Annotated in this window: 14 protein-coding genes; 9 read left to right on the forward strand and 5 right to left on the reverse strand. The window is 39.7% G+C overall.

What is annotated here, in order from left to right; all coding sequences use genetic code 11:
* The 9 genes from AACS98_RS21010 to AACS98_RS21050 form a co-directional block, all read left to right on the forward strand.
* Nucleotides 1-2,520 (forward strand): hybrid sensor histidine kinase/response regulator (locus AACS98_RS21010; RefSeq protein WP_232317187.1); only part of this gene is annotated, 2,520 nt, incomplete at its 5' end.
* 1,266 nt (nucleotides 2,521-3,786) lie between these two features.
* Nucleotides 3,787-6,963, forward strand: coding sequence for a cysteine peptidase family C39 domain-containing protein (locus AACS98_RS21015; protein ID WP_066383630.1), 3,177 nt, complete (start codon nucleotides 3,787-3,789; stop codon nucleotides 6,961-6,963).
* A 1,183-nt stretch (nucleotides 6,964-8,146) separates the two neighbouring features.
* Nucleotides 8,147-8,398 carry a hypothetical protein gene (locus tag AACS98_RS21020; protein ID WP_066383632.1) on the forward strand — a complete coding sequence of 84 codons (252 nt, stop codon included), beginning with the start codon at nucleotides 8,147-8,149 and terminating at the stop codon, nucleotides 8,396-8,398.
* Nucleotides 8,399-8,596: 198 nt separating this feature from the next.
* The gene (locus tag AACS98_RS21025; protein ID WP_066383635.1) at nucleotides 8,597-9,076 is read left to right on the forward strand and encodes a HetP family heterocyst commitment protein; all 480 of its coding nucleotides are present in this window, start codon (nucleotides 8,597-8,599) and stop codon (nucleotides 9,074-9,076) included.
* 946 nt (nucleotides 9,077-10,022) lie between these two features.
* Nucleotides 10,023-10,766, forward strand: a complete 744-nt coding sequence (locus tag AACS98_RS21030; protein WP_066383638.1) for a peptidylprolyl isomerase — start codon at nucleotides 10,023-10,025, stop codon at nucleotides 10,764-10,766.
* A gap of 1,205 nt (nucleotides 10,767-11,971) precedes the next feature.
* The gene (locus tag AACS98_RS21035) at nucleotides 11,972-12,571 is read left to right on the forward strand and encodes a helix-turn-helix domain-containing protein (RefSeq protein WP_066383643.1); all 600 of its coding nucleotides are present in this window, start codon (nucleotides 11,972-11,974) and stop codon (nucleotides 12,569-12,571) included.
* 102 nt (nucleotides 12,572-12,673) lie between these two features.
* Entirely contained in the window at nucleotides 12,674-15,733 is a 3,060-nt protein-coding gene (locus AACS98_RS21040; protein WP_066383645.1) for a peptidase domain-containing ABC transporter, read from the forward strand.
* Between the two features lie 115 nt (nucleotides 15,734-15,848).
* Nucleotides 15,849-17,396: an HlyD family efflux transporter periplasmic adaptor subunit gene (locus tag AACS98_RS21045; RefSeq protein ID WP_066383647.1), complete on the forward strand. Its 1,548-nt coding sequence runs from the start codon at nucleotides 15,849-15,851 to the stop codon at nucleotides 17,394-17,396.
* A 179-nt stretch (nucleotides 17,397-17,575) separates the two neighbouring features.
* On the forward strand, nucleotides 17,576-18,358 hold the full coding sequence (locus tag AACS98_RS21050) for a peptidylprolyl isomerase (RefSeq protein WP_066383649.1): 783 nt from the start codon (nucleotides 17,576-17,578) through the stop codon (nucleotides 18,356-18,358).
* Nucleotides 18,359-18,749: 391 nt separating this feature from the next.
* Here the strand turns inward: AACS98_RS21050 and AACS98_RS21055 are convergent, their stop codons facing one another.
* The 5 genes from AACS98_RS21055 to AACS98_RS21075 form a co-directional block, all read right to left on the reverse strand.
* On the reverse strand, nucleotides 18,750-19,847 hold the full coding sequence (locus AACS98_RS21055) for a T3SS effector HopA1 family protein (protein ID WP_066383651.1): 1,098 nt from the start codon (nucleotides 19,845-19,847) through the stop codon (nucleotides 18,750-18,752).
* Nucleotides 19,848-20,066: 219 nt separating this feature from the next.
* Entirely contained in the window at nucleotides 20,067-21,239 is a 1,173-nt protein-coding gene (locus AACS98_RS21060) for a phosphotransferase (RefSeq protein WP_066383653.1), read from the reverse strand.
* A gap of 242 nt (nucleotides 21,240-21,481) precedes the next feature.
* Nucleotides 21,482-21,721 (reverse strand): hypothetical protein, encoded by a 240-nt coding sequence (locus AACS98_RS21065; RefSeq protein WP_066383658.1) that lies wholly within the window; start codon nucleotides 21,719-21,721, stop codon nucleotides 21,482-21,484.
* A gap of 136 nt (nucleotides 21,722-21,857) precedes the next feature.
* On the reverse strand, nucleotides 21,858-22,100 hold the full coding sequence (locus AACS98_RS21070) for a hypothetical protein (RefSeq protein WP_066383661.1): 243 nt from the start codon (nucleotides 22,098-22,100) through the stop codon (nucleotides 21,858-21,860).
* Nucleotides 22,101-22,242: 142 nt separating this feature from the next.
* Nucleotides 22,243-22,446 (reverse strand): hypothetical protein, encoded by a 204-nt coding sequence (locus AACS98_RS21075; protein ID WP_232317188.1) that lies wholly within the window; start codon nucleotides 22,444-22,446, stop codon nucleotides 22,243-22,245.
* Nucleotide 22,447: the final 1 nt, after the last annotated feature.

Below are 22,447 nucleotides of genomic sequence, written 5' to 3' on the forward strand. Positions count from 1 at the left end.
CTGTTAGAGACAATTGTTCAGGAAACATCAGAACTGGATTTAGCTGAGAGTTTCTTAGGCATAGAAGCTGAATTAACTCCAACTACAGCACAATCAGAGTTTGATGAACTGGAATTAATGCTGGAAAGTCCTGAAAATTCAGACTACGCCAGCTTAGAACTGTCAGAGGAAGCGGCACCTTTAGAGGAGAAGACTACATCAGAAATTACAGAAGTTGTTAACTCAGAAAGCGTTGCATTAGATGAGTTTGCTGATTTAGAGGCATTACTAGAAGTAGATACAGCATCTAGTAATAGTGTTCATTCTATACCAGAAGATGATTTTGCAGCATTAGAAGCATTGTTGGGTGACGACAATGCACAGACAACAATTAATGAGCAGCCACAAGCTACAATTTTGCCAGCTTTCCCTCAATCTGTACCAGCTACTACTAGCAATAATATTGCATCACCAGATTTAGAAGATGAATTTAGTGATTTAGAAAAACTGCTAGCGGAAGCTGATCAAACCATATCCCAATCAACACCAGTAAAACAAAGTGTAGGCAGAACCCCGCGTATTTCTACTCGTCGTCAGGCGAAATTTGAAGAAACGATGAAAGTCCCAGTTAAGCAACTGGACGATATGAGTAATTTAGTCGGGGAATTGGTGGTAAATCGCAATACTTTAGAACAGGATCATGAAAGATTGCGACAGTCTCTAGATAACTTATTAATTCAGGTGCAACAGCTCTCAGATGTGGGAGCGAGAATGCAAGAATTGTATGAGCGATCGCTATTAGAAGCGTCGTTGTTGGCTAGCCGCAAACATAGAGAAATTCCCATTCCTATGTCAGATTCCCATGCGGATAGGGGTTTTAGTGCTTTAGAAATGGATCGCTTTACTCCCTTCCATACACTCTCCCAGGAAATGATTGAATTAATTGTGAGAGTACGGGAGTCGGCTAGTGATATTGATTTTGTCACAGAAGAAACCGAGCGGGTAGCAAGACAGTTTCGGCAGGTAACAACTCAACTGCAAGAAGGACTAACACGCGCTCGCATGGTACCATTCTCTCAAACCATTGATCGCTTGCGCCGGGGTGTACGTGATAATGCCATCAAGTACGGTAAACAAGTAGAGTTGATGATTGAAGGTGGTGACACTTTAATCGACAAGATGATTTTAGATCATCTCACCGATCCATTGACGCACATGCTCAACAATGCGATCGCTCACGGCATAGAAACACCAGATATCCGCCAAGCTGCTGGGAAACAACCCGTAGGCATGATTACTATCCGCGCTTTCCACCAAGGAAACCAAACGGTGATTTCTGTTGGTGATGACGGTGCTGGTATCGATACAGAAAGAATTAAAGCCTTAGCAGTTAAACGGGAAATCATTACATCACAGCAAGCAAAAACTATTTCCCGGCTGGAAATTTATGACTTACTATTCCAAGCTGGGTTTAGCACTAAAGACGAAGCTGATGAAATTTCTGGCCGTGGTGTGGGGATGGATGTGGTACGCTCGGCAATTAGCGAAATTCGCGGTACTGTCAACACTGATTCTATTGTCGGTAGAGGAACCACCTTCACAATTCGATTACCGCTTACCTTAAGTATTTGTAAGGCTCTGTGTTGCGTCTCCGATAAAGCCAGGATTGCTTTCTCGATGGATGGTGTTGAGGATACCTTAGATATCCCCATCAAAAATATCCAAAACAATCCCGATGGACAATCATTTATTGCTTGGCGCGATACTGTTTTACCATTCCGTCCCCTCAAGGAACTCTTAACTTTCAATCGCCAACTGAGTCGCGGTAATGTTTACGGCGGTAACAGGGATGATGATATGCTTTCCGTGATCGTCGTGCGCTCTGGAAATACGCTGCTGGCTCTCCAGGTTGATCAAGTTTTAAGCGAGCAGGAAATTGTGATTAAGCAATTTGAAGGGCCTGCACCGAAACCCATCGGTGTAGCGGGTGCGACAGTGTTGGGTGATGGTCGCATCATGCCTATTGCTGATGTGCTAGAACTGATCGACATCTTCCAAGGACGGATGTCTAAACATAGTGGTAGCACTCCTTGGCAACAATCGACTCCGCCTACTGTCGCAGAAACCCCGGCTGAGAAAATTGATCCGACTGTACTGATTGTTGATGACTCGATTACAGTCCGAGAATTGCTGTCTCTCACCTTTAACAAAGCTGGGTATCGTGTGGAACAGGCGCGGGATGGTCAGGAAGCTTGGGATAAACTCCGCTCCGGGTTGCCTTGCGATATTGTCTTCTGTGACATTGAAATGCCGCGTTGCGACGGTCTAGAGTTGCTTTCACGCATTCAGAAAGACCCCCATCTCAATCATTTACCAATTGCCATGCTCACCTCCAGGGGTGCGGATAAACACAGACAAATGGCAATTCAACTAGGTGCTAGTGGCTACTTCACTAAACCATACTTAGAAGAGGCTCTACTAGAGGCCGCAGTGCGGATGCTGAAAGGCGAAAAACTGCTTCATAGTGGTAGCAATGCTTAGTTAATCAGGAAGGGAACGGGGAACAGGGAATAGGGAACAGGGAACGGGGAACAGGTTTGAAAGTCTCTTAGCATCAAGCTTTGTTCATAAAATTTGTACTTCATTTACCCCAAATTTGCTGTATGTACAATATCAATCAAAAGAATTGACAGCAAAAACTCAACTAGCTTTGTCAATTTAGCCAATCTAAATTTTTTTTAAGTTTGCAAATACACTGATGCCAAAACACAGAGTTTTGGGATTAATACAGTTAGTGTTCCAAAATTTTTTTGATGCTTGATAGCTTTCTCTCACTGGGTTTCAACTTTTAACTACAGCAATGAGGGGTGTCAACTATCTTGCCAAAATTGCGGTTTTTATGAGAAATCAAACCGAAAAAATTGGTAACACTATATACATATTTCCTGGCTTTAATCATTTAATATCTGTCACTTAGGTGTGATTTTGCTGGAGAAAAAAGTAAGTGCTAACAATTTTTGGGGTGATTTTCCGGTTATTTAATCAACAACAGGAAAAAGTAACTAGGTTAAGAAAGATTGTAAAACTTCTCAATAAAGAATGCTTTGTGTTCAAATAACCTTGTTAATCAGACTTTCAAAAAATACTTAATTAATCCATCATTAACTTTTTAGGAGTGTGAAAATTGATGTTACTGGGTTGCTCGTATAAATCATGTTGTAATTTCTCTTAGGCTGATTTACAGAGTATATAGATTGCTGCTAAATTATCAAAATTTTACATTAAGTAAACGTGCTTATGAATTACCATCAGGCACCACATACAAACTTAATTAACACTGGGTAAAGAATTAGTTAAAATTTGGTAGAATACGGGTTAACTTTTCACAAGCGAGGCAAAATACAAAAGGTGAAGCAATGCCCAGCATAGGGAATTCCCCCAATCCGCAACTGCTGAAGCCCCTAGGCAGAAAGCAGCAAAATGAGGGTTTAGCTTGTTGCTTTGATTCGTACTTGATTGATAACATCGCCCGTGGGAAGCTATTAAATCAAAATATGATGTTTAAAACATACATCAGCAGTTAATTAAAACTCTGAGGTGAAAATGACTTGCTTTTTGCTAGGGAAATACTTTTGTCAAACTGTTGCCAAAAAAAAGCTAATGAAAATTGAACATGAAGCAATTGGTTTTACAACAACTGAATAATTGCATTTTACAGAGGCTTATGGAATGAGCCAAAACTTGCTCAGTGTTGCAACTACTAACTTATTCAATCCAAAACTTTACACAATAAACTTAAATTAAACCATGAACCCCTCTTCGTCGTTAAGAGTTCAGGGAGGGCTGCAACAATACGCTAGTAATCAGCTATCTCCCACTCCAACAGCGTCTATCCTTAAACTTTTGAGGTTAGTTGCAGGGGATACAAGTCTAGTTTCAGAGTTTAGTCAAACTTGGGTAACTCGTGAGTTTCAATTAGGAGATGAGTTAACTAGCTATGGATTGAATGCAGAAGTTGAAGATACTAATAATATTATTTACTTAGTTTGTCAAGGTAGAGTCCGCCTGTTGGGTTTTAATCAAAAATTGGGGCGAGAAGTATCTACACAGTTATTACTTGCTGGACAAACTTTTGGCGCAGATCATTTATTTTGTCATCAAAATTTAGCATATCGGGCGATCGCAGCTAGTCCTGGTTATGTAGCCCAAATCACAGTTTCTGACCTACAACAATGGTTACAACGCTTACCCCAGCTAGAAAGTTATTTACAACAGTTAACTACTGAACGACAAGGGTTAATTTTTTGGAAAAGTCGCAGTGATTTACACTCTCTCACCAGCGCGAAACTGCGAGAATTACTACCTTTGTTTGTCAGTCAAAATATTCCCGCCGGTTCATCCTTATTAGAAGCAACCCCACCAGAAAAAGGACGCTTTTGGCTAGCGAGTGGGCAAGTGCAGTCTATATCTGTAGGCAGTTCACCGCCTGTAGTGGGTGATAGTTGGGGATATCCTGAACTCACACCCCCAGATGGCAATGCTCAAACAGATTTGTTAGTTTACCACCTATCGCCAGACAATTGGGATACCGCCAGAGCGATCGCACCTGATTTATTTACCACCAACTCCAAACCCAGAAACAAGAACCCAAAAGTTAAGAATCATCCCACTAAAGCCCAAATCCGCTTACCTCAGCTAAATCATCCGCCACGGCGCGAGTTCCAGACAGAACCGCCTCCTTCCCTGGAAAACCCTACACAAACGGTGGTATCCACATCCGACACAGAAACCATTGACTTTCCCCAAGGCGGCAACCAATCTCCTGTTAAACCTAGGTTTTGGTATTCTTATCCTTTTATTCAACAGCAAAGTTTAGCAGATTGTGGTGCAGCTTGTTTGGCAATGATTAGCCAATATTGGGGAAAACGCTTAAGTCTACATACTCTGCGGGATTTAGCACAAATAGACAGGTTTGGTGCAACTTTGGAGGGTTTAGCTACCGCCGGGCAAACCTTGGGCTATGATGTGTTACCAGTCCGAGCCAGCTTAGATAAATTAGAGTGGCAGAGTAACCCGTGGATTGCTCACTGGCAAGGAATTCACTATATAGTAGTTTGGCAGATGAAAGGCGATCGCATCTTAATTTCTGATCCCGCATTGGGTAGGCGATGGCTGAAACGTTCGCAATTTGTCGCTAGTTGGACAGGATACGCCCTGTTATTAAATCCCACGGAAATTTTTTACACCCTCAAAAGTGAAAAAGTTTCTCTAGGTCGCTATGGACAAACATTGTGGCACTACCGAAAACTACTGAAACAGATACTTCTTGCCTCCTTATTAGTACAGGTGTTTGGGCTAGTAACACCCTTATGTACTCAGCTAGTTCTCGACCAAGTTATACCAGGGAAAAAGCTAGAAACCCTGAATATATTTGCCATTGGCTACCTGTGTTTGGGCATTTGGCGGACTGTCTTAACTGCACAGCATCAATATCTATTAGATTATTTTGCCAACCGTATTGACCTAAATTTAGTCGCTAGTTTTGTCAACTACACCTTACAGTTACCACTGCAATTTTTTGGTTCGCGCCAAGTTGAAGATATTGTCAGCCGTGTACAAGAAAACCACAGAATCCAACAATTTATTACCCGACGGGCAATTGGTGCCACAATAGATGCTTTCATGGTACTGACTTACCTGGGGTTAATGACTTACTACAATTGGCAACTCACACTGTTGGTACTGAGTTGGATTCTACCAATTGTGTTGATCACTGTGGGTATGAGTCCGTATCTGAAACAAGCATCAAGGGAAATCTGGCAAGAATCAGCAGCACAAAATTCTGCGATCGTGGAAATGATGACTGGGATTGTCACAGTCAAAACTGCAACCGCCGAACGTTCCCTACACAAGTATTGGGAAGAGCGTTTCTTAAAAATGTTAAAAACGCGGTTGCGGGGGCAAAAGCTGGCTAATCGATTGCAGCTAACGCGCAGCTTAATTAACCACGTTGCTAGCACCCTCATTTTATGGTTAGGGGTAAGCTTGGTGATTAGTAAGGATATGTCCTTGGGTAAGTTTGTGGCATTTAATATGATGATTGGTAGTGTCACCAACCCAGTTTTAGCCTTAGTGGGGTTATGGGATGAATTCCAAAAAGTGGTAATTTCCGTGGAAAGACTCAACGACGTGTTAGTGGCTGCACCGGAAGACAGTACACAAACAACACTATTGGTAATGCCTCCGATTCGTGGTGAAGTCAAGTTTGAAAATGTATATTTTCGTTACCATCACCAACAAAACCGCCACACTCTACAAAATATTGCTTTTACAGCCCAACCAGGACAAATTATTGGCATTATTGGTGAGAGTTGTTCAGGTAAAAGCACTTTAGCCAATTTGCTAGCTGGTTTATATTATCCTGAGCGCGGCAGGATTTTGATTGATGGACATGATACTGCCGTCATCTCTCCCCAGTCGTTACGCAGTCAGTTGGGGTTAGTATCACAAGAGTGTTTTCTATTTTCAGGAACTATTTTTGACAATATTACTTTATACGACCCAGAATTAAGCCGAGAACAAGCGGTAGCTGCTGCTAAGTTAGCTTCAGCGCATGATTTTATTCAATTATTACCTTTAGGTTATGACACCCCAGTAGGAGAGGGGGGTTTAGGGTTGTCTGGTGGGCAAAGACAAAAAATTGCGATCGCCCGTGCATTGATTAGAAACCCCAAAATCTTGATTTTGGATGAAGCGACTATCAGTTTAGATACCGAATCAGAACAATGCTTTCAACAAAACTTAACTTTAATTACTCAACAGCGCACCACCTTTATCATCTCCCATCGGATATCTACTATACGTCATGCTGACTACATCCTAGTTTTAGACCGAGGGATGATTGTAGAACAAGGCACTCACCAGGAACTGCTAGAAATTGCTGGCTTATATTACCACTTAACTCAACTACAACTAAATTTATAATTCTGCTGGCATCAATCAGACAAAAGCTTATAACTAGGTCAACATCATTAAACATACAATGATACGGCATAGATACCCGACTTCTTTGAGAAGTCGGGTATCTGGGTATTACGTTTTTTAAGTTAAGCTACTAATCTTGCAGCATTCTCAATAATTTAGGACTTACGCAAGTGTCATATTACAGACTTGTAGGGTGCATCAGACTGTTTAAATGCTGTCAATAAACGTATTTTTATATCTGATGCACCCTACTAATATGCCAGTTGCTTCAGCCCTGTCATTATAGCTGTGTATCGCCGCCCTGTAATCGCAATCAAGCAACCGATGCCAGAGTGAGTAACCTTCCCACATCAGCAAAAGTTGCTCAGAACCCAATATATTTACAATAATTTCTTCGGTTAAATTTAGTAACCTTCGTTACTGAAATTTTTCTTGATACTTTGAACTCTTACCTTTAAGCTTTTCTTTATTTTTATCCAAAATACGTGTTATTGAAAGAAATTTTTCATAAAAGTAGATTTCTCTCAGTCATGCCTATAGCTAGCGTGATTATTACTCAGCAACGTACATAAGCCGACTCTAGCCATTTTTTTAGCTATACAATTGCTACAATCTTCATCAATCAAGCCATAGCAGCCAAATCTATCGCTTCACATCAGAAAATAGCTGTAACAGCATTTTACCGTTCACATCAGACAGGTGATTGAGGCTTTCATCAGGCTCAAATTATTATTTGAAAGATTGCTTCTCAACTTATTTAGTGGTAAATTTGCTTAGTAGCTTAAAAGTCTCAAATGCACATTAGGCGAGGGGTATGACCCCTCATTACCTAGTTAAAATTTATCAAAATGAAAAACAGGACAGCAAAAAAGTAAACCGGGAAAATATTCCGTAAATTTAACGGTTAATATTCCAGATCAGTAGGTGACATGGATGAAAAAAATAGTATAAATGCTAATGTAACTCTTGATATAATGTGGATGAATAATTTTTTCTCCGTGCAGAAACAAATTCAATACCACTGACAATTTATCCCCAATTCCCAGAAAATATCATACAATCAATCTATCAGGACTAAAGAAATGAAGAAGATACACATTTAAATAAAAACACGGTATCTACTAACAGGCCAAGGAAGACTTTTGTCTGCTAGTCAAATCTAATGACAAGGAGCAGTTAAAAGATGAAACCAGACAATTTTTACACTGACTGCAATTTAGCTCGTGAAATGGCATTAATTCATCGTAGTCATGACTTGGCTACATCAATATCAGATTTGATAGCGATGAAATATATCAAAACAGGTATATCTACTATTTCTCAGGGATTAACTACAGAGCCAAGATTGTGTGTTTGGCAGACATTATCAACTCTGACGTATTTACTGTTATTAAATTATCTAATTTTATTGTTTAATGTTGTGATTCGCACATAGACACAAAGATGACAGCAGCGTTATGTCCTCAAGCAGAAAGCAATGATTTTTATATACGTATTGTGTGCCGGCGATTGATTACCACGATGTTTTCTAACACAACATTTTTATTTGTTTAAGCTGGTTGCACTGAATCAAAATTATTGGCAACAACAACATCACTGAATCGAAATAGTATTCTCCCAAACAAATAACACTATGAATCAAGACATTTCAGGCATGAGCAACTTCAATAAAGCAGTCAATCCTCAGCAATTTGATAAAGTAGTTGAGGCAATTCTGGCTGGCAAATATTCTTGGGCTTGTGTTTTAATGCTACGCATAGCTGGTTATAACCCTTTACATTACATTCCCTACCGTACCTATAACAGATTACTGAAAGAGAACTCTGAAGCTAGCAGAAGACAACAGCAACATCAAGAAAATAGCAACATAGGTAAAACCTCTGTTGCGAAAACAACAAAGAAAAATACCTCATCCAGTTGCTTGGGTAAAATTAAAGACTTGGCTTATTTTGAAGTAGTAGGTAAGCAAAAAACCGAAATTCGCGGCGGACATTTAAAGCAGTGGTTATCCCAGCAGCTTTATGATTATCAATCTCTAGAACTGGAGTCACAGCTAGTAAATGAGCAAAATATTTCCTTAGAATTGTGCGAACTTAATCTCATTAATAATTAGTGCTAATGCAGCATCATCAGTTTCAAGGTTAATTTAGGGTGAAACACCCTAAAATTTCCATGATGAATCCTGAGAACGGTGAAAATATTGAACATGAGTTGATTTTGCCAATGATGATCATGCTGATCATGAATTGGTAGCCAGGCAGATGCTTTTATACTGATAAACAGAGATTTAAAAGGAGAAAATGCCACTTCTCTCGGTGATGCTCCCATAATTTTCCTGAAATTTATCACTAAATTCTGCCAAAATGGCAAATAATGAGGCAATAAATCCTATACATTAATATTAACTACTTACACAGGGAAAATTAGCTGGCAAACTCATATTCCAGGATAAATCAATGATTATCTGACTATGAGACCTATCTAACTGATTGCTATTGCTGAAGCAGTCAGTGGCTGGAGGAGTCAATCACCCCTACAGCACAAGAGACAAATTAATCATTACTGCTAGTAGTTCTGAGGCTGAGAAAGTGAGAGCGTAGAGAAATTGGAGTGTTGGCCGCCTCCAAATTCAAAATTAAATACTCTCAAGGGAATTTCAGATGGTGGAAGAAATCTCAGTAACTTTCTGAGCTATAACTGATGTTGCTAGAGCTAATCAGGCTCAATTGTGAGCATCAACCATGAAAATAGAATGAGCAACAGTAATTGTTTAATTGTTGTCATAGCTGATAGAGCTTATAGTGTGTAATCCTTGTCCTCCCACATAGGATTACCTCTACTTGATAAACTTGTAATTTATAAAGCCAATCCCAATATAGCTGGAAGCTAACGAAATTAATTAGCCTCCAGCTTTTTCCTGTGTTAAAAAGTGGGTATATTTTGCCGATTTGATTGATGATTAAAGATATATTATATCAAGTTCGGATGATCAGTAGTCATTGTGCTGACATGAGGCGTTGCACTGTTCACTATAGCACATTTCAGAAATACCCACAGCTATGAATGACTTCAGCAAAATACATATAGCACCAGAAGAAATTGTTCACTTCCTCAAGACAGAGATGAATTTAAAGGAAGTTTATCAAAAAATTTTGTTTAATAAAGTAATTTGGCAAGTAGCTGAGGAACGGGGAATTACTTTGACAACAGAAGAAATAGAAGCTGAAGCTAATCGCCAGCGTCGTGAAAGGAGTTTGGAGAAAGCTGCCGATACAATGGCTTGGTTAGCAAATCAGTTGATGACTCCTGATGATTGGGAAATGGGGATTCGCGATCGCCTGTTATCCCAAAAGTTAGCTCATGTCTTGTTTGCAGCAGAAGTAGAAGCCTTCTATGAGAAAAATCAACGAGAGTTTGAACAAGTTATCCTCTACCAAATCATAGTGGAGTCTGAAAAACTTGCTCAAGAAATTTATTATCAAATTGAAGACGGTGAAATTAGTTTTTATGAAGCTGCTCGTCTTTATGATCTAGATGATGTGCGAAGAAAAAAATGTGGTTACGAGGGTAAAATTTATCGGTTTAACCTCCCGTCCAATATAGCATCTGTTGTATTGAGGAAGCAGCCGCAAGAATTAATCGGGCCTCTCCAGACTGAGGAGGGTTATCATCTATTAATGGTAGAAGAATTCCTAGCGGCTGAATTAACTCCTGACAAATATCAAGAAATTCTCAATAATCTGTTTCATAAATGGCTAAATGTAGAATTAAATAATCGACTGAATTCATTATTAATTGAATAAGTTTTCATCTTGACAATTCATTGTTTTGAGAAAATTTCTGGTTTTGAGTTTGAAAAAATACACGGTGTCATCGGTAGAATAATTAAGTATATTTTCGGTGAAATTTTACTTTATAGCTGACGATAGATGTTGAACTCAGATTAATTATTAATCACAATCCCATATTTGCTACTGGTTTATGTTGATAAATATTAAACCCGTAATTTTGACTAGGACTGGTTTGTATATCGTAATCGCTAATAGATTCACAACAGATTTATTAAAAACAAAATTATTAATTAATCCTGAGTAAAGCAAATATAAATTTTTCATGAAGTTTACTTAGTTTGGCACAAAAACCATTGACTAGATTTCAGAAAATTTCTAAAAAAAGAACAGTGGGTTAAAAATTTAAACCGAGGGACTGTCACTTTTTTGTTAAACGTTTCTTCCAGGTGAATGCAGATTTATCGTAGTCTGCTGATGAGAAAAATAGCAATTGTTAGCCTGATATAAGCAGGGTATTTGACCTGACACCTAACCATATATCCCTTGAGCTTCCAGTACATAACAGCTTTCATCCTCTTTTCTGTTGAGTAATTGAGGTATAAGCCATTGAAATATTGAGAGATTGAACTCTGAACTTGTATTGCAGTGTTCAGTCACAACCTGAGATGACAATTCTAGATCAGATTTTGGATACACTTTCCTGTGGTGACTCATGAGATACCCTGTTTCATATTCATGTCAGGCTCAAGCAGTATTTAGGACACTATGCTATTAACTCTCAGTAAAAATCTAACTACCATTAAAAAAAGGCAAAAAGCTGGGAAGATGTGGTTTTTAGTTTTAATCTTTGAATTTTGTGTAACCCTACTAAATTCTTGAGGTTTACAGATAAAACGCTCCATGCTTTTAGGTGTTTTACCAAATACTGCTGTTTATCGAGGGAGACAAAACAATGTGCTGCAAGCATATTTTGTCACACTTACTGACTCCTACTTGCTCCCATCAGCATCTGATCAATACTCACGGAGCAGAATTTATCCTGAATCAGTATTTCCAATTTTTGGCAACCTGATGATATTAAGCATCTCAAGATTTTTGCCGATGATGGCTGCTGATTCATCACAAATAAATACTCTGGATAGCAAGTTAACAGAGGAAAAACATTCACTATTGCATAGACATCAGTTATTTAATTTACACAACACCTAATTATCACTATGGCAGACTATTCTCAATACGACTTAGCTGTTGAAGGTTATCAATTGCAAGAAAGCAAGTTTTTAACACCTTTCCAACGCAAAGCTTTGCTAAAACATCTGCAAGCAAATTTACAGCCAGAATATCGACGGCGCATTGAAATCATGCTATTGGCAGATATGGGTAAATCACAAACTCAAATCTGCGAACAATTGGGTTGTTCTCAAGAAATGGCACGTTACTGGATTGGTATAGCAGAAGCAGGTTTAGCGCACAAATGGAATGAACGTCCAATCGGTAGACCAAAAATTGTCAACAATCAGTATATAGAAAGATTGAAAGAATTAGTTAGCAATAGCCCACGGGAGTATGGCTATGCTTTTACCCATTGGACAGCGCAATGGTTAAGTAAACATTTAGCGGCAGAACTAGGTATTACGATTAGCGATCGCCACATTAATCGGTTGCTAAAACAAATGGGGCTGTCTACGAAACGTAAAAATTCTCCGCCCAAAGCAAATCAAGTTGCTGAGGATAATAATATTACTATCTCTGATTTGCCAACCAAATCTGACAACAATCTCAATTGGTCGTTAAATTTGATGCAAAGCAGCAACTAACAGTATCTCAAAATTCAAGCCAATTGAAAATTTGGAATTTTGAATTTCCCGCAAAACCTGACCATTGGTGGATACATTTCAGTGTTGGAAGGACGTAAGTAAATGCCATCAGGGTTTTCTCAGCAATATTTAGCTCAACAACTCACCCAAACCTTGGGTGAGTCTTTGTCAGAAAAGGAAATTCAACAGTGCATTAAATCCCTAGAAATCGTCGAACCAGCGATCGCCAAGCAGTTTTGGCAAGCTGCCACAGCATCGCCGGGAATTTATCTCATCCTGGGGGGTAAAGTTAGACTGCTAGATAGCTTTTTAAACTTAATTACTACCCTCTCCACCGGAGCATCATTTGGCGAACTAACTTTATTTCCCGACGCTGGTTTTAGTCCTTATGTTGCTAGAGCCTCTGCCAACTTAAAACTTGCTTATGTGCCTCAATCAGTTTTAGAAGCACTGAGGCGCGAACATCCGCAGATTGGCGATCGCCTGAAGAAACAGGCAGAAACTTGGGACTTACTGGTATTCTGTTGTCAACACTCCTTACTACCACAAAATAGCTCAATAGAGGACACACTCAAAGCATTATTCTTGTTTGAAAGGCATACCTTAGAAATTGGCACAGTCCCAAATCACAAATTTACAGATGCCAAACTATGGCTATTGTGTCGGGGTGAATTCATCGATCATCAAGGAGGAAGATTCACACCCGGAACAATCTCGACAAACACAAAACTCAGCAATTGGCAGGTAGCACAATCAACAGTTGTTTACATTCTCAAAAATGCTGATTGGCAAATAGCAATAGAATATTGGCCTAAATTAATCGAGTTAATCACCTCAGAAACACAGGCAAACTCCCAAACCCCACTTCCCAGTCCCCAAACCCCACTTCCCAGTCCCCAAACCCCACTTCCCAGTCCCCAAACCCCAATCCCCAATTCCCCACCCAAAGCACGCCGAGCCTATTTTCCCAGTCCCCAAGTCAAAGTAAGCCATTGGTGGGGACGCTTGACAAAGCGGTATCCGTATTTTGCTCAACAAAGTGCGGCTGACTGTGGTGCAGCTTGCCTAGTGATGATTAGCCGCTACTGGGGTAAACGTTTAAGTGTGAATCGCGTGCGGGATTTAGCCAACGTTAGCCGCAGTGGTGCATCACTCAAAGGTTTAACAGCCGCCGCCGAAACCATCGGGTTTACCACCCGTCCAGTCAAAGCTAGCCTGGATAAATTGGCACAACAACCCCTACCAGCGATCGCTCATTGGGAAAATAGGCACTACATTGTAGTTTACGAGATTACCAAAAAGCGGGTAATTGTTGGCGACCCAGCAATTGGACAACGCACCCTGAGTATTGCCGATTTTAAAGCTGGTTGGACTGGCTATGCTTTATTATTGCAACCCACATCCGAACTCAAAGAAACCGAAGCAGCAAGTACACCATTCTGGCAGATGTGGGAATTAGTCAAACCCCACTCAAAAGTGCTGCTAGAAGTGTTTTTTGCTTCGCTATTAATTCAGTTGTTTGGGCTGATTACGCCGTTATTTACCCAATTGTTATTAGACCGGGTAATTGTCCAAGGCAGCACATTGACATTAAACGCCGTGGGTTTAGGATTGCTGATTTTTGGTTTATTTCGGGTGGCGGTGAATGGATTGCGGCAATATTTACTAGACCATACAGCCAACCGCATCAGCCTGTCATTGCTGGTAGGTTTTATTAAACACACCTTCCGCTTACCCTTAGCGTTTTTTGAATCGCGTTATGTTGGCGATATTGTCTCCCGTGTCCAAGAAAACCAGAAAATTCAGCGATTTTTAACGGGAGAAGCCCTATCAATCATCTTAGATTTATTTACGGTGTTTATCTATGTAGGATTGATGTTTTGGTACAGTGCATCTATGGCATGGCTGAGTTTAGCTATTGTACCGCCTTTTTTTATATTGGCATTGGTAGCTACGCCATTTTTGCGCCGTATTAGCCGGGAAGTTTTTAGTGCTACAGCCAACGAGAACAGTTATCTGATTCAATGCCTGACTGGGATTCGCTCAATTCGCTCCTTGGCAATTGAGCAGACAGTACGCTGGCAATGGGAAGAACTGCTAAATCAGGTAATCCGAAAAACCTTTAGGGCGCAGATTATTGGGAATCAGCTACAGATTTTTAGTTCCACAATTGAAACACTGGTAACTACAGGATTGCTGTGGCTGGGGGCATGGTTAGTGATTCAAAATCAACTGACAATCGGTCAGTTAGTGGCTTTTAATATGCTACTAGGTAACATTATTCGGCCGTTTCAGCGATTGGTGGTGTTGTGGAATCAATTGCAAGAGGTAGTTATTTCCACAGAACGCATCAATGATGTTTTAGAAGCGGAACCAGAAGAAGATTTACACCATCATCCCCGGCAGTTTTTACCAAAGTTAAGCGGTAGTATTCGCTTTGAGAATGTTACCTTTCGCTACCATTCCGAAAGTGACATTAACGTGCTAGAAAATCTTAGTTTTGAGATTCTTCCAGAGCAAACGGTAGCTGTAGTTGGACGCAGTGGTTCTGGTAAAACCACCTTATCTAAATTAATTTTGGGGCTATATCCACCGACAGATGGCAAAGTGCTGATTGATGGTCACGATGTGACTAGGATTGCTCTGCGATCGCTGCGTTCTCAAATCGGCGTTGTGGATCAAGATACCTTTTTATTTGGTGGCACAATCCGCGAAAATCTCAGCATTGCTCACCCAGATGCCACCTTAGAAGAAATTATCACTGCGGCCAGATTAGCAGGGGCAGATGAATTTATCCAAAAACTGCCAATGGGTTACGAAACTCAAATTGGTGAAGGTGGGGGAATGTTATCTGGAGGACAACGCCAACGCCTAGCGATCGCCCGTGCTTTGCTGGGAGATCCTCGCCTGTTGATTTTAGATGAAGCAACCAGCCACCTCGATTCTGAATCTGAACGAATTATTCAACATAACCTGAAAACCATACTCAAGGGACGCACCAGCGTAATTATTGCCCATCGCCTGTCCACCGTGCGTCATGCTGACCTGATTCTAGTTTTAGATCGCGGCTTATTAGTTGAAAGCGGTACTCACGATCAATTAATTAGCGCAAAAGGTCATTACTACTATCTCAACCAACAACAACTGGCAACAACAGGTTGAGTAACTGGGAAATTGCCAAATAACAGACTCGGAGAAACACACCCACCAGGACGAGCCTATATTTCTCCGTGTCTGCTGTATGAAGAGCAGTTAACAGTTTACTGTTAGATAATTTATGCCACAAATATCCCACAATTCTGCATCTGTACTCGTCAAACCACAGGCAGATGACCTGCATCAAGTCCAGACACCTGATCATATAGTTGATCAAAAGACGCAAGCGATCGCTGAGTCCCATGATTGGTTTTATGGTACCGAGGAACTCCTAGATGCCTTACCCAAGCGATGGACAAGAGCCACACTGTATTTTCTGATTAGCTTTGCAGTCATAGTCTTACCTTGGTCAATGTTGAGCAAAGTTGATGAGACAGGAACCGCCAGGGGACGTTTAGAACCAAAAGGAGCAACCCAAAAATTAGGGGTTCCCGTATCTGGCAAAGTGAAAATGGTGAACGTCTCCGAAGGCAACACCGTTGAGGCTGGACAGGTTTTACTAGAACTTGATGCTGAACTTTTGCAAAAAGATATAGAACAAGCACAAACCCATCTAGGAGGGCTGATTAATCGGCAAGCACAGCAAGAGTTACTTAAGAATCAACTGACACTGGCGATTAACATCCAACAGCAGCAAAACCAAGCCCAAGAATTGGAAAAAATGGCTCAAGTTAATCAAGCCCAACAAGCTTTGGATGCTATACAGAGAAACTATAAGTTAAAAAAACTTGAACAACAAGCTTTAGTAGACCAAGCTAGACAGAGAATTAATGCCACCCAAGTGATTCAGAAGTTGGCGAATAGGCGTTTGCAAAGAGATTTAACAGAAGTTTCCCGCTATCGCCAACTTGTCAAACAGGGTGCGATTCCTCCGATCAAAATTGTAGAACTGGAAAACACCGCCGAAGACAGTCAACGTTCTGTTTTGCAAGCACAATCAGAAATGACACAGGCGCAGTTGCGACTGCAAGAGGAGATGAGCCGCTATCAGGCTACTCTGACTCAAATTCAAGCAGATATTCAACAAGCTAAACTTCGTCTCCAAGAACAATTAAATAGTTATCAGAGTGTTGTTCAAGCTGGTAAACTAGCAGTTTTAAAGAGCCAAGAACAGCTTAAAGACCTACAAACACAGATTTCTTCTTTAGAATCGGAAATAGGGCAAACTAAGAGCCAGATTGCATCATTAAAGCTTCAGTTACAACAACGAGTCGTGCGATCGCCTATTGATGGCATCATCTTTGAGTTACCTATCGATAAACCAGGGCCTGTAGTAGAAGTTGGACAAGTAGTTGCCCAAATCGCACCCAAAAATACACCCTTAATCTTAAAAGCCCAAATGCCCAGTCAACACAGTGGTTTCTTGCAGGTAGGAATGCCAGTCAAAATTAAGTTTGATGCCTATCCTTTCCAAGATTATGGAGTGTTGCAAGGACGTGTTAGCTGGATTTCGCCAGACTCGAAAGTTCAAACAACTAATCAAGGTAGTTTAGAAACCTATCAGATGGATATCACCATAGATCATCCATATATCCAAGTTGGTGACAAACGCATTCCTTTAACCCCAGGTCAAACAGCATCAGCAGAAGTAATTATCCGTCAGCGTCGAGTAATTGACTTTATCTTAGACCCATTTAAAAAGTTACAGCAAGGTGGTTTAGAGCTTTAATTATTGCAGAAAAATCCCCAAAAATTTGGCAGTTGGGTTGAGCGATCGCCACACCCAACTCTCATCTTATGTCTCTATAAATTTGTCAGTCAATTTATCAAGACATTATTCCACAGATAATTTACTACATAACGTAGTATTTTTCTGCCACCAAATACTTCAAAATTAGGGAGAATATCATGTCAAAAAACCAGAAAATATCTCTAGAAGACATGATTGAACATCTAAAATTGTCCTGTGAAATCCCGACAATTTTAGAAGCGATCACTACCAAAAGAATCATTACTGAAACCGCCGAAAAATTAGGAATCGAAGTCAGTATTGCTGAACTACAACAAGCGGCAGACAGTATGCGGTTAGCTAATCAGTTACTCAAAGCAGAAGATACTTGGAATTGGCTGAATAGACATTATATGTCTTTAGATGATTTTGAAGAAATGGCTAAAATCAACTTATTATCTGCTAAATTGGCTAACCATTTATTTGCAGATAAGGTTGAACCATTTTTTTACGCCCATAAAATTGAATATACAGGCGCAGTCACTTATGAAGTTATCCTAGATGATGAAGACTTAGCTTTAGAACTCTTTTATGCCCTGCAAGAAGGGGAAATCAGTTTCCAAGAAATTGCCCGCCAATACATCCAAAACCCTGAACTTCGCCGTGCTGGAGGTTATCAAGGCATCCGCTATCGTCGGGATTTTCGGCCAGAAATTGCTGCTGCTGTTTTTGCCGCCACTCCTCCCCAGATTCTCAAACCCATAATTACCCCAAAAGGAGTGCATATAATTACTGTTGAGGAAGTTATTACACCTCAATTAGATGAACCACGACGGATGCAAATTTTGAGAGACTTCTTTACAGAATGGTTACAGCAACAAATCAATGCTGTAGAAATCATAGCAGAAATTCCTAGGGTGAATAACTCTGAATTATCCCCAGGCTTACAGCAACCAGCCTAATAGTTGTTTGAGAAAATTTTCAATAGGGTGTGTTACGGCTATAAAAGGATTTTCGCGTTTGAAAGAGTAGGAATTAGCCGTAACGCACCGTATTTATTGGTGCCGTACTCTCATACCAATTCTCTATGAAGTTGCATCAAATCAATAATGTAGAGACGTTGCATGCAACGTCTCTACAGTGCAGAATAGAGTGCATCTATGGCTACGCCACGCAAGCTACATCAAGAAACGGTATCAGCTAACGCAACCTACAATTTAAATTTTATTTTATAAATAATCTCTGACTACAAATCAAAAATTATTTGAGATTTAATTATATCTATCTAATTACACCCTATTTAATAAAAAAAGGTGTGTTACGCTATCACGTTAACACACCCTACGACTTATCCTACAATGGAAGATATATATCTTGAGAATTGGGATTAAGGTAAGGACACTGCAAGTTAATATTAAGTGCAGCGAAATGTTTGATAATAGATGCTATCCTAGCATCTGGCGTGTCATTACCCTGTTGCCAAGCTTCTAGCAAACCATTAGCGACAATTTGACAACGGTGTGTGCCAAAACTCTCATGTTCGCTAAATCTATGGTTGGGTTCTTCTGCGATCGCTAGCCCTGGTGCGATAGGCTTAGTAAATAACGGGACTTGCTGCTGAAAATGCGATTGATGCTGTGTATAAACCCCTTCCAAGACAGGGCGCACCTGTTCATATTCTTTTTTGTCAAAATACAGCACGGCAGAGTCGTAACGGACATAATCAGAAGGGTTGTATAAAGCTTTAAAGCTAAAAGCAACAGATAAAGCATTAAGTTGTCTAGTCAAACTATCCATGACTGCAACCGCACCATCTGGGGTGACATTGAAGTAGACACGCACGAGAGTTTGATCCTGTGTTTGATTGCGTGGCGATGCACCAGCATTAGCAACTGCCATATAAAACCCATTTTGTACCAAATTCTTCGGCATTTTGATCGCCACTAATTCACCTGTGGTAGCAGGTAGTTGCAAAGCATCACGTTCTACATATAACGTCAAACCATCTCGATAAACGGCTAAAGCACCATCTGCTTCTTCTTTAACTACCCGCCAATCATAACTCCAGTAGCCATTACCTCTGTTATTTTCATGCAGGCGTTCGTAAAAAGCTAAATCTACACCCAAAAAAGTATTATTTTCTAAATTTTGGTTAACGGCTAAATTAGATATCTCTGCATCAGATGCCAAAATACTTTTCAAAGAGCCATTGTAATAGATACCGTAGAGAAAACTACGCAATTGCTGACTCAAATACTTATCCTGTAAGTCAGAAGATAATTTTTGAAACCGAGACACTGAAGTTTCAGGTAATTCTAAAGCTTTATAGTCTGGATGCTGAATACAATATTGGGATTTAATCTCAATATTATGAATTATGTCTTGTAATGATACTTGCAGTGACTCTGAAAGATTTGATAATTGAACAGACAACGAATCTAAGAGTTGCATAGAAATTGGCCTGTGAATAATGTGGAGAGATAAGAAAAATGGGGGAATGAGGCAGATTTAGCTTCAGCTTTCTTTCTCTTTTGGGAACGCTGCGCCAACAGAGATGTAAGTTTACCCGCAGGGTGGAAGATATGGGGGATGTTTCCAGTCATGAGTGATTTGTGTCAAACCAAATTTAAAATCATCATTTCCTATCCCCCTATTCCCTACTTCCCTTTTCTAGACAGAAGCCAAACTTGTAGGTAACAGTTCGGTGGAGTTCACACCAAGAATCGTGAGGATTGATGCTTCTGGACGACACAACAAACTTTTGGCAACTTGCAGCATACAGATACCCACATTTCCAAAGGTTTTTTCGTACTGAAGTCGAGCTTGAATTGCGGTAATCAAAGCTAAACCACAAAATTGCATAACTCGTTGTAAAAAGTCAGGACGATGTTCTAGAATCTCTGGGAAATGAGTTAAATAAGCAGTTACCACCTCTCTAATAGAAGGTTGGAGAACATACAATGGTGCGGCTGCTAGACGTAAAGATTCTTCAATATCAATAGTTCTACCAGTTACCATGCTGTATAACCAGATTTGCAGATAGCTGGCGATGACTGTACCCAAATCATTCGCGGGATCTCCCCAGTTAGCACGTTCCCAGTCAATCAAACGCACAATTTGATTATCATCTGCTGCTTCCCAATCGAGGCAGAGAAGAATATTATTTAACTTGAGATCATTGTGGGTGAGACAGCATGGAGTAAACGCACTGATTAATTCTGCGATCGCCTGACCTAAGCTGTCGTAACGTTGATATAATGCAAAGAATTTGATACCATCAGCCGGAATTTTCCCAAAAATTTCAGGAGTAAGTCTATCTAATCCACGATTCAGATGAGGAGTGGCTTGGTTAGCTGTATTATTACTATGATTTTGAAAGAACTCTCGATAATCATCACGGTTCATTGAGGCACGATGAATTGATGCCAAAGTAGTTCCAACTGCTTTGGCAACCTTGATGGGAAATAAACTTAAATTCTCCTTAGCGTAAAAATCCATCAAGTCTCGATAATTATCAAGATAGTTGAAAATAATAATAGAATTTTCCCAATTGAAGTGTACTGCTTCTGACAAATTAGAACGAATGTGGCTCAGTTCTGGAAATCTATTTAAGAACTCGTGAACACGCCATTCAATCAAAAACTCACCAGCCGTTTTTCCTTGTGGGTTATGACGTTCTTGCTTAACCAACAGTTTTCTACCTTCTGGTAAGGTAACTAATAAATTAAAATTCTTTGCAGGCTTTAGCTCAATCTTACTTAATGATTGTGCTTCAGGACTACACAAGTTCAAAGAAGTTAGGTAGTCAAACACATTTTGAGAACTTAAAATCAATGGTGGCATAGTCTTACAACAATTACAACATTAATAACAAATAATTTAGAGAAACAAGAATATTGGCAACGTTATTATTATCTTGAATAAAATTGAAGATTTAAAGTTCATTAAACAAATTTCCTAATAATTAATAAAATGATCACATTGAAAAATACATGTTTTTTGATGTTCAAGAAAATATACCGTTTGTTTATTGGGAATAGATTCAGCAATTAATGACTAAATCTAACCCAATAATTAACTAAAAACTAATATTGAGAATTAGATTCACTAAATGATTTGACTAGATGTACAATAGCATCAATACCATAAGTGATTATGCTGAACTCAAATGCTTTGACAGTAAATGCTACAACATTATCTGTATATCCAGAATAACCACCATAAATTGAGTGATCAAGATTGGTCATTTCATGAAGAAAACTTTCAGAATCTTGAAATAATTCAGAACCAGTATTGTGTAATTCGGTCAGATTAATGGATGCCATAATTGGTTCCTAAAGTCAGTTTTTTGTTTAATAAGTGCAGGCGATTAAACCTGATACTGCTTAATCGTTCCTGCTACAACCACAACAGAGCTATTAGCTCAATGAATTACTCACCTATAATCGGAAATGATTATTACTAATAACCATTAGAAGCGTCACTGAAAGACCGCGCTAAATGGCCAATAGCATCAATACCGAAAGTAATGACACCGAACTCAAATCCCTTTTCAGCTAAGTCTAAAACGCCATTTGTGGTTTTAGAATAGTTACCACCATGAACAGAATCATCAAGATTGTTCAATTCGCTGAGGAAGCTTTCAGCATCTTGGAACAATTCCGAACCAGTAGCACGTAATTCGTTAACGGCAATAAAAGCCATGATAGACTCCTAAAACAATGCTTAGATTTAGTTGAAAGTGCTGGCGATTAAGCTGAATAATTTCATTTAACTTAATCGCTCATGCCACAATTTCAAAAGAGATATTAGCTATCAATTACTCATCAGTAATTGGAAATTATGACTACCAACCAGTAGAAGCGTCACTAAAGGACTTAGCTAAATGCCCAATGGCATCAATACCATAAGTAATTACGCCAAACTCAAATCCTTTAACAGCTAAGTCTAAAACGCCATTTGTAGCACCAGAATAGCCAGAACTACCACCATGAACAGAATCATCAAGATTGTTCAATTCGTTGAGGAAGCTTTCAGCATCTTGGAACAAT

This window comes from Anabaena sp. CA = ATCC 33047, from assembly GCF_963870205.1.
Taxonomy (GTDB): domain Bacteria; phylum Cyanobacteriota; class Cyanobacteriia; order Cyanobacteriales; family Nostocaceae; genus Trichormus.

Excerpts from the sequence above, each read along its gene's own strand:
- AACS98_RS21015 (WP_066383630.1), top strand. The coding sequence starts at position 3,787 with ATGAACCCCTCTTCGTCGTTAAGAGTTCAGGGAGGGCTGCAACAATAC.
- AACS98_RS21020 (WP_066383632.1), top strand. The coding sequence starts at position 8,147 with ATGAAACCAGACAATTTTTACACTGACTGCAATTTAGCTCGTGAAATG.
- AACS98_RS21025 (WP_066383635.1), top strand. The coding sequence starts at position 8,597 with ATGAATCAAGACATTTCAGGCATGAGCAACTTCAATAAAGCAGTCAAT.
- AACS98_RS21030 (WP_066383638.1), top strand. The coding sequence starts at position 10,023 with ATGAATGACTTCAGCAAAATACATATAGCACCAGAAGAAATTGTTCAC.
- AACS98_RS21035 (WP_066383643.1), top strand. The coding sequence starts at position 11,972 with ATGGCAGACTATTCTCAATACGACTTAGCTGTTGAAGGTTATCAATTG.
- AACS98_RS21040 (WP_066383645.1), top strand. The coding sequence starts at position 12,674 with ATGCCATCAGGGTTTTCTCAGCAATATTTAGCTCAACAACTCACCCAA.
- AACS98_RS21045 (WP_066383647.1), top strand. The coding sequence starts at position 15,849 with ATGCCACAAATATCCCACAATTCTGCATCTGTACTCGTCAAACCACAG.
- AACS98_RS21050 (WP_066383649.1), top strand. The coding sequence starts at position 17,576 with ATGTCAAAAAACCAGAAAATATCTCTAGAAGACATGATTGAACATCTA.
- AACS98_RS21055 (WP_066383651.1), bottom strand. The coding sequence starts at position 19,847 with ATGCAACTCTTAGATTCGTTGTCTGTTCAATTATCAAATCTTTCAGAG.
- AACS98_RS21060 (WP_066383653.1), bottom strand. The coding sequence starts at position 21,239 with ATGCCACCATTGATTTTAAGTTCTCAAAATGTGTTTGACTACCTAACT.
- AACS98_RS21065 (WP_066383658.1), bottom strand. The coding sequence starts at position 21,721 with ATGGCATCCATTAATCTGACCGAATTACACAATACTGGTTCTGAATTA.
- AACS98_RS21070 (WP_066383661.1), bottom strand. The coding sequence starts at position 22,100 with ATGGCTTTTATTGCCGTTAACGAATTACGTGCTACTGGTTCGGAATTG.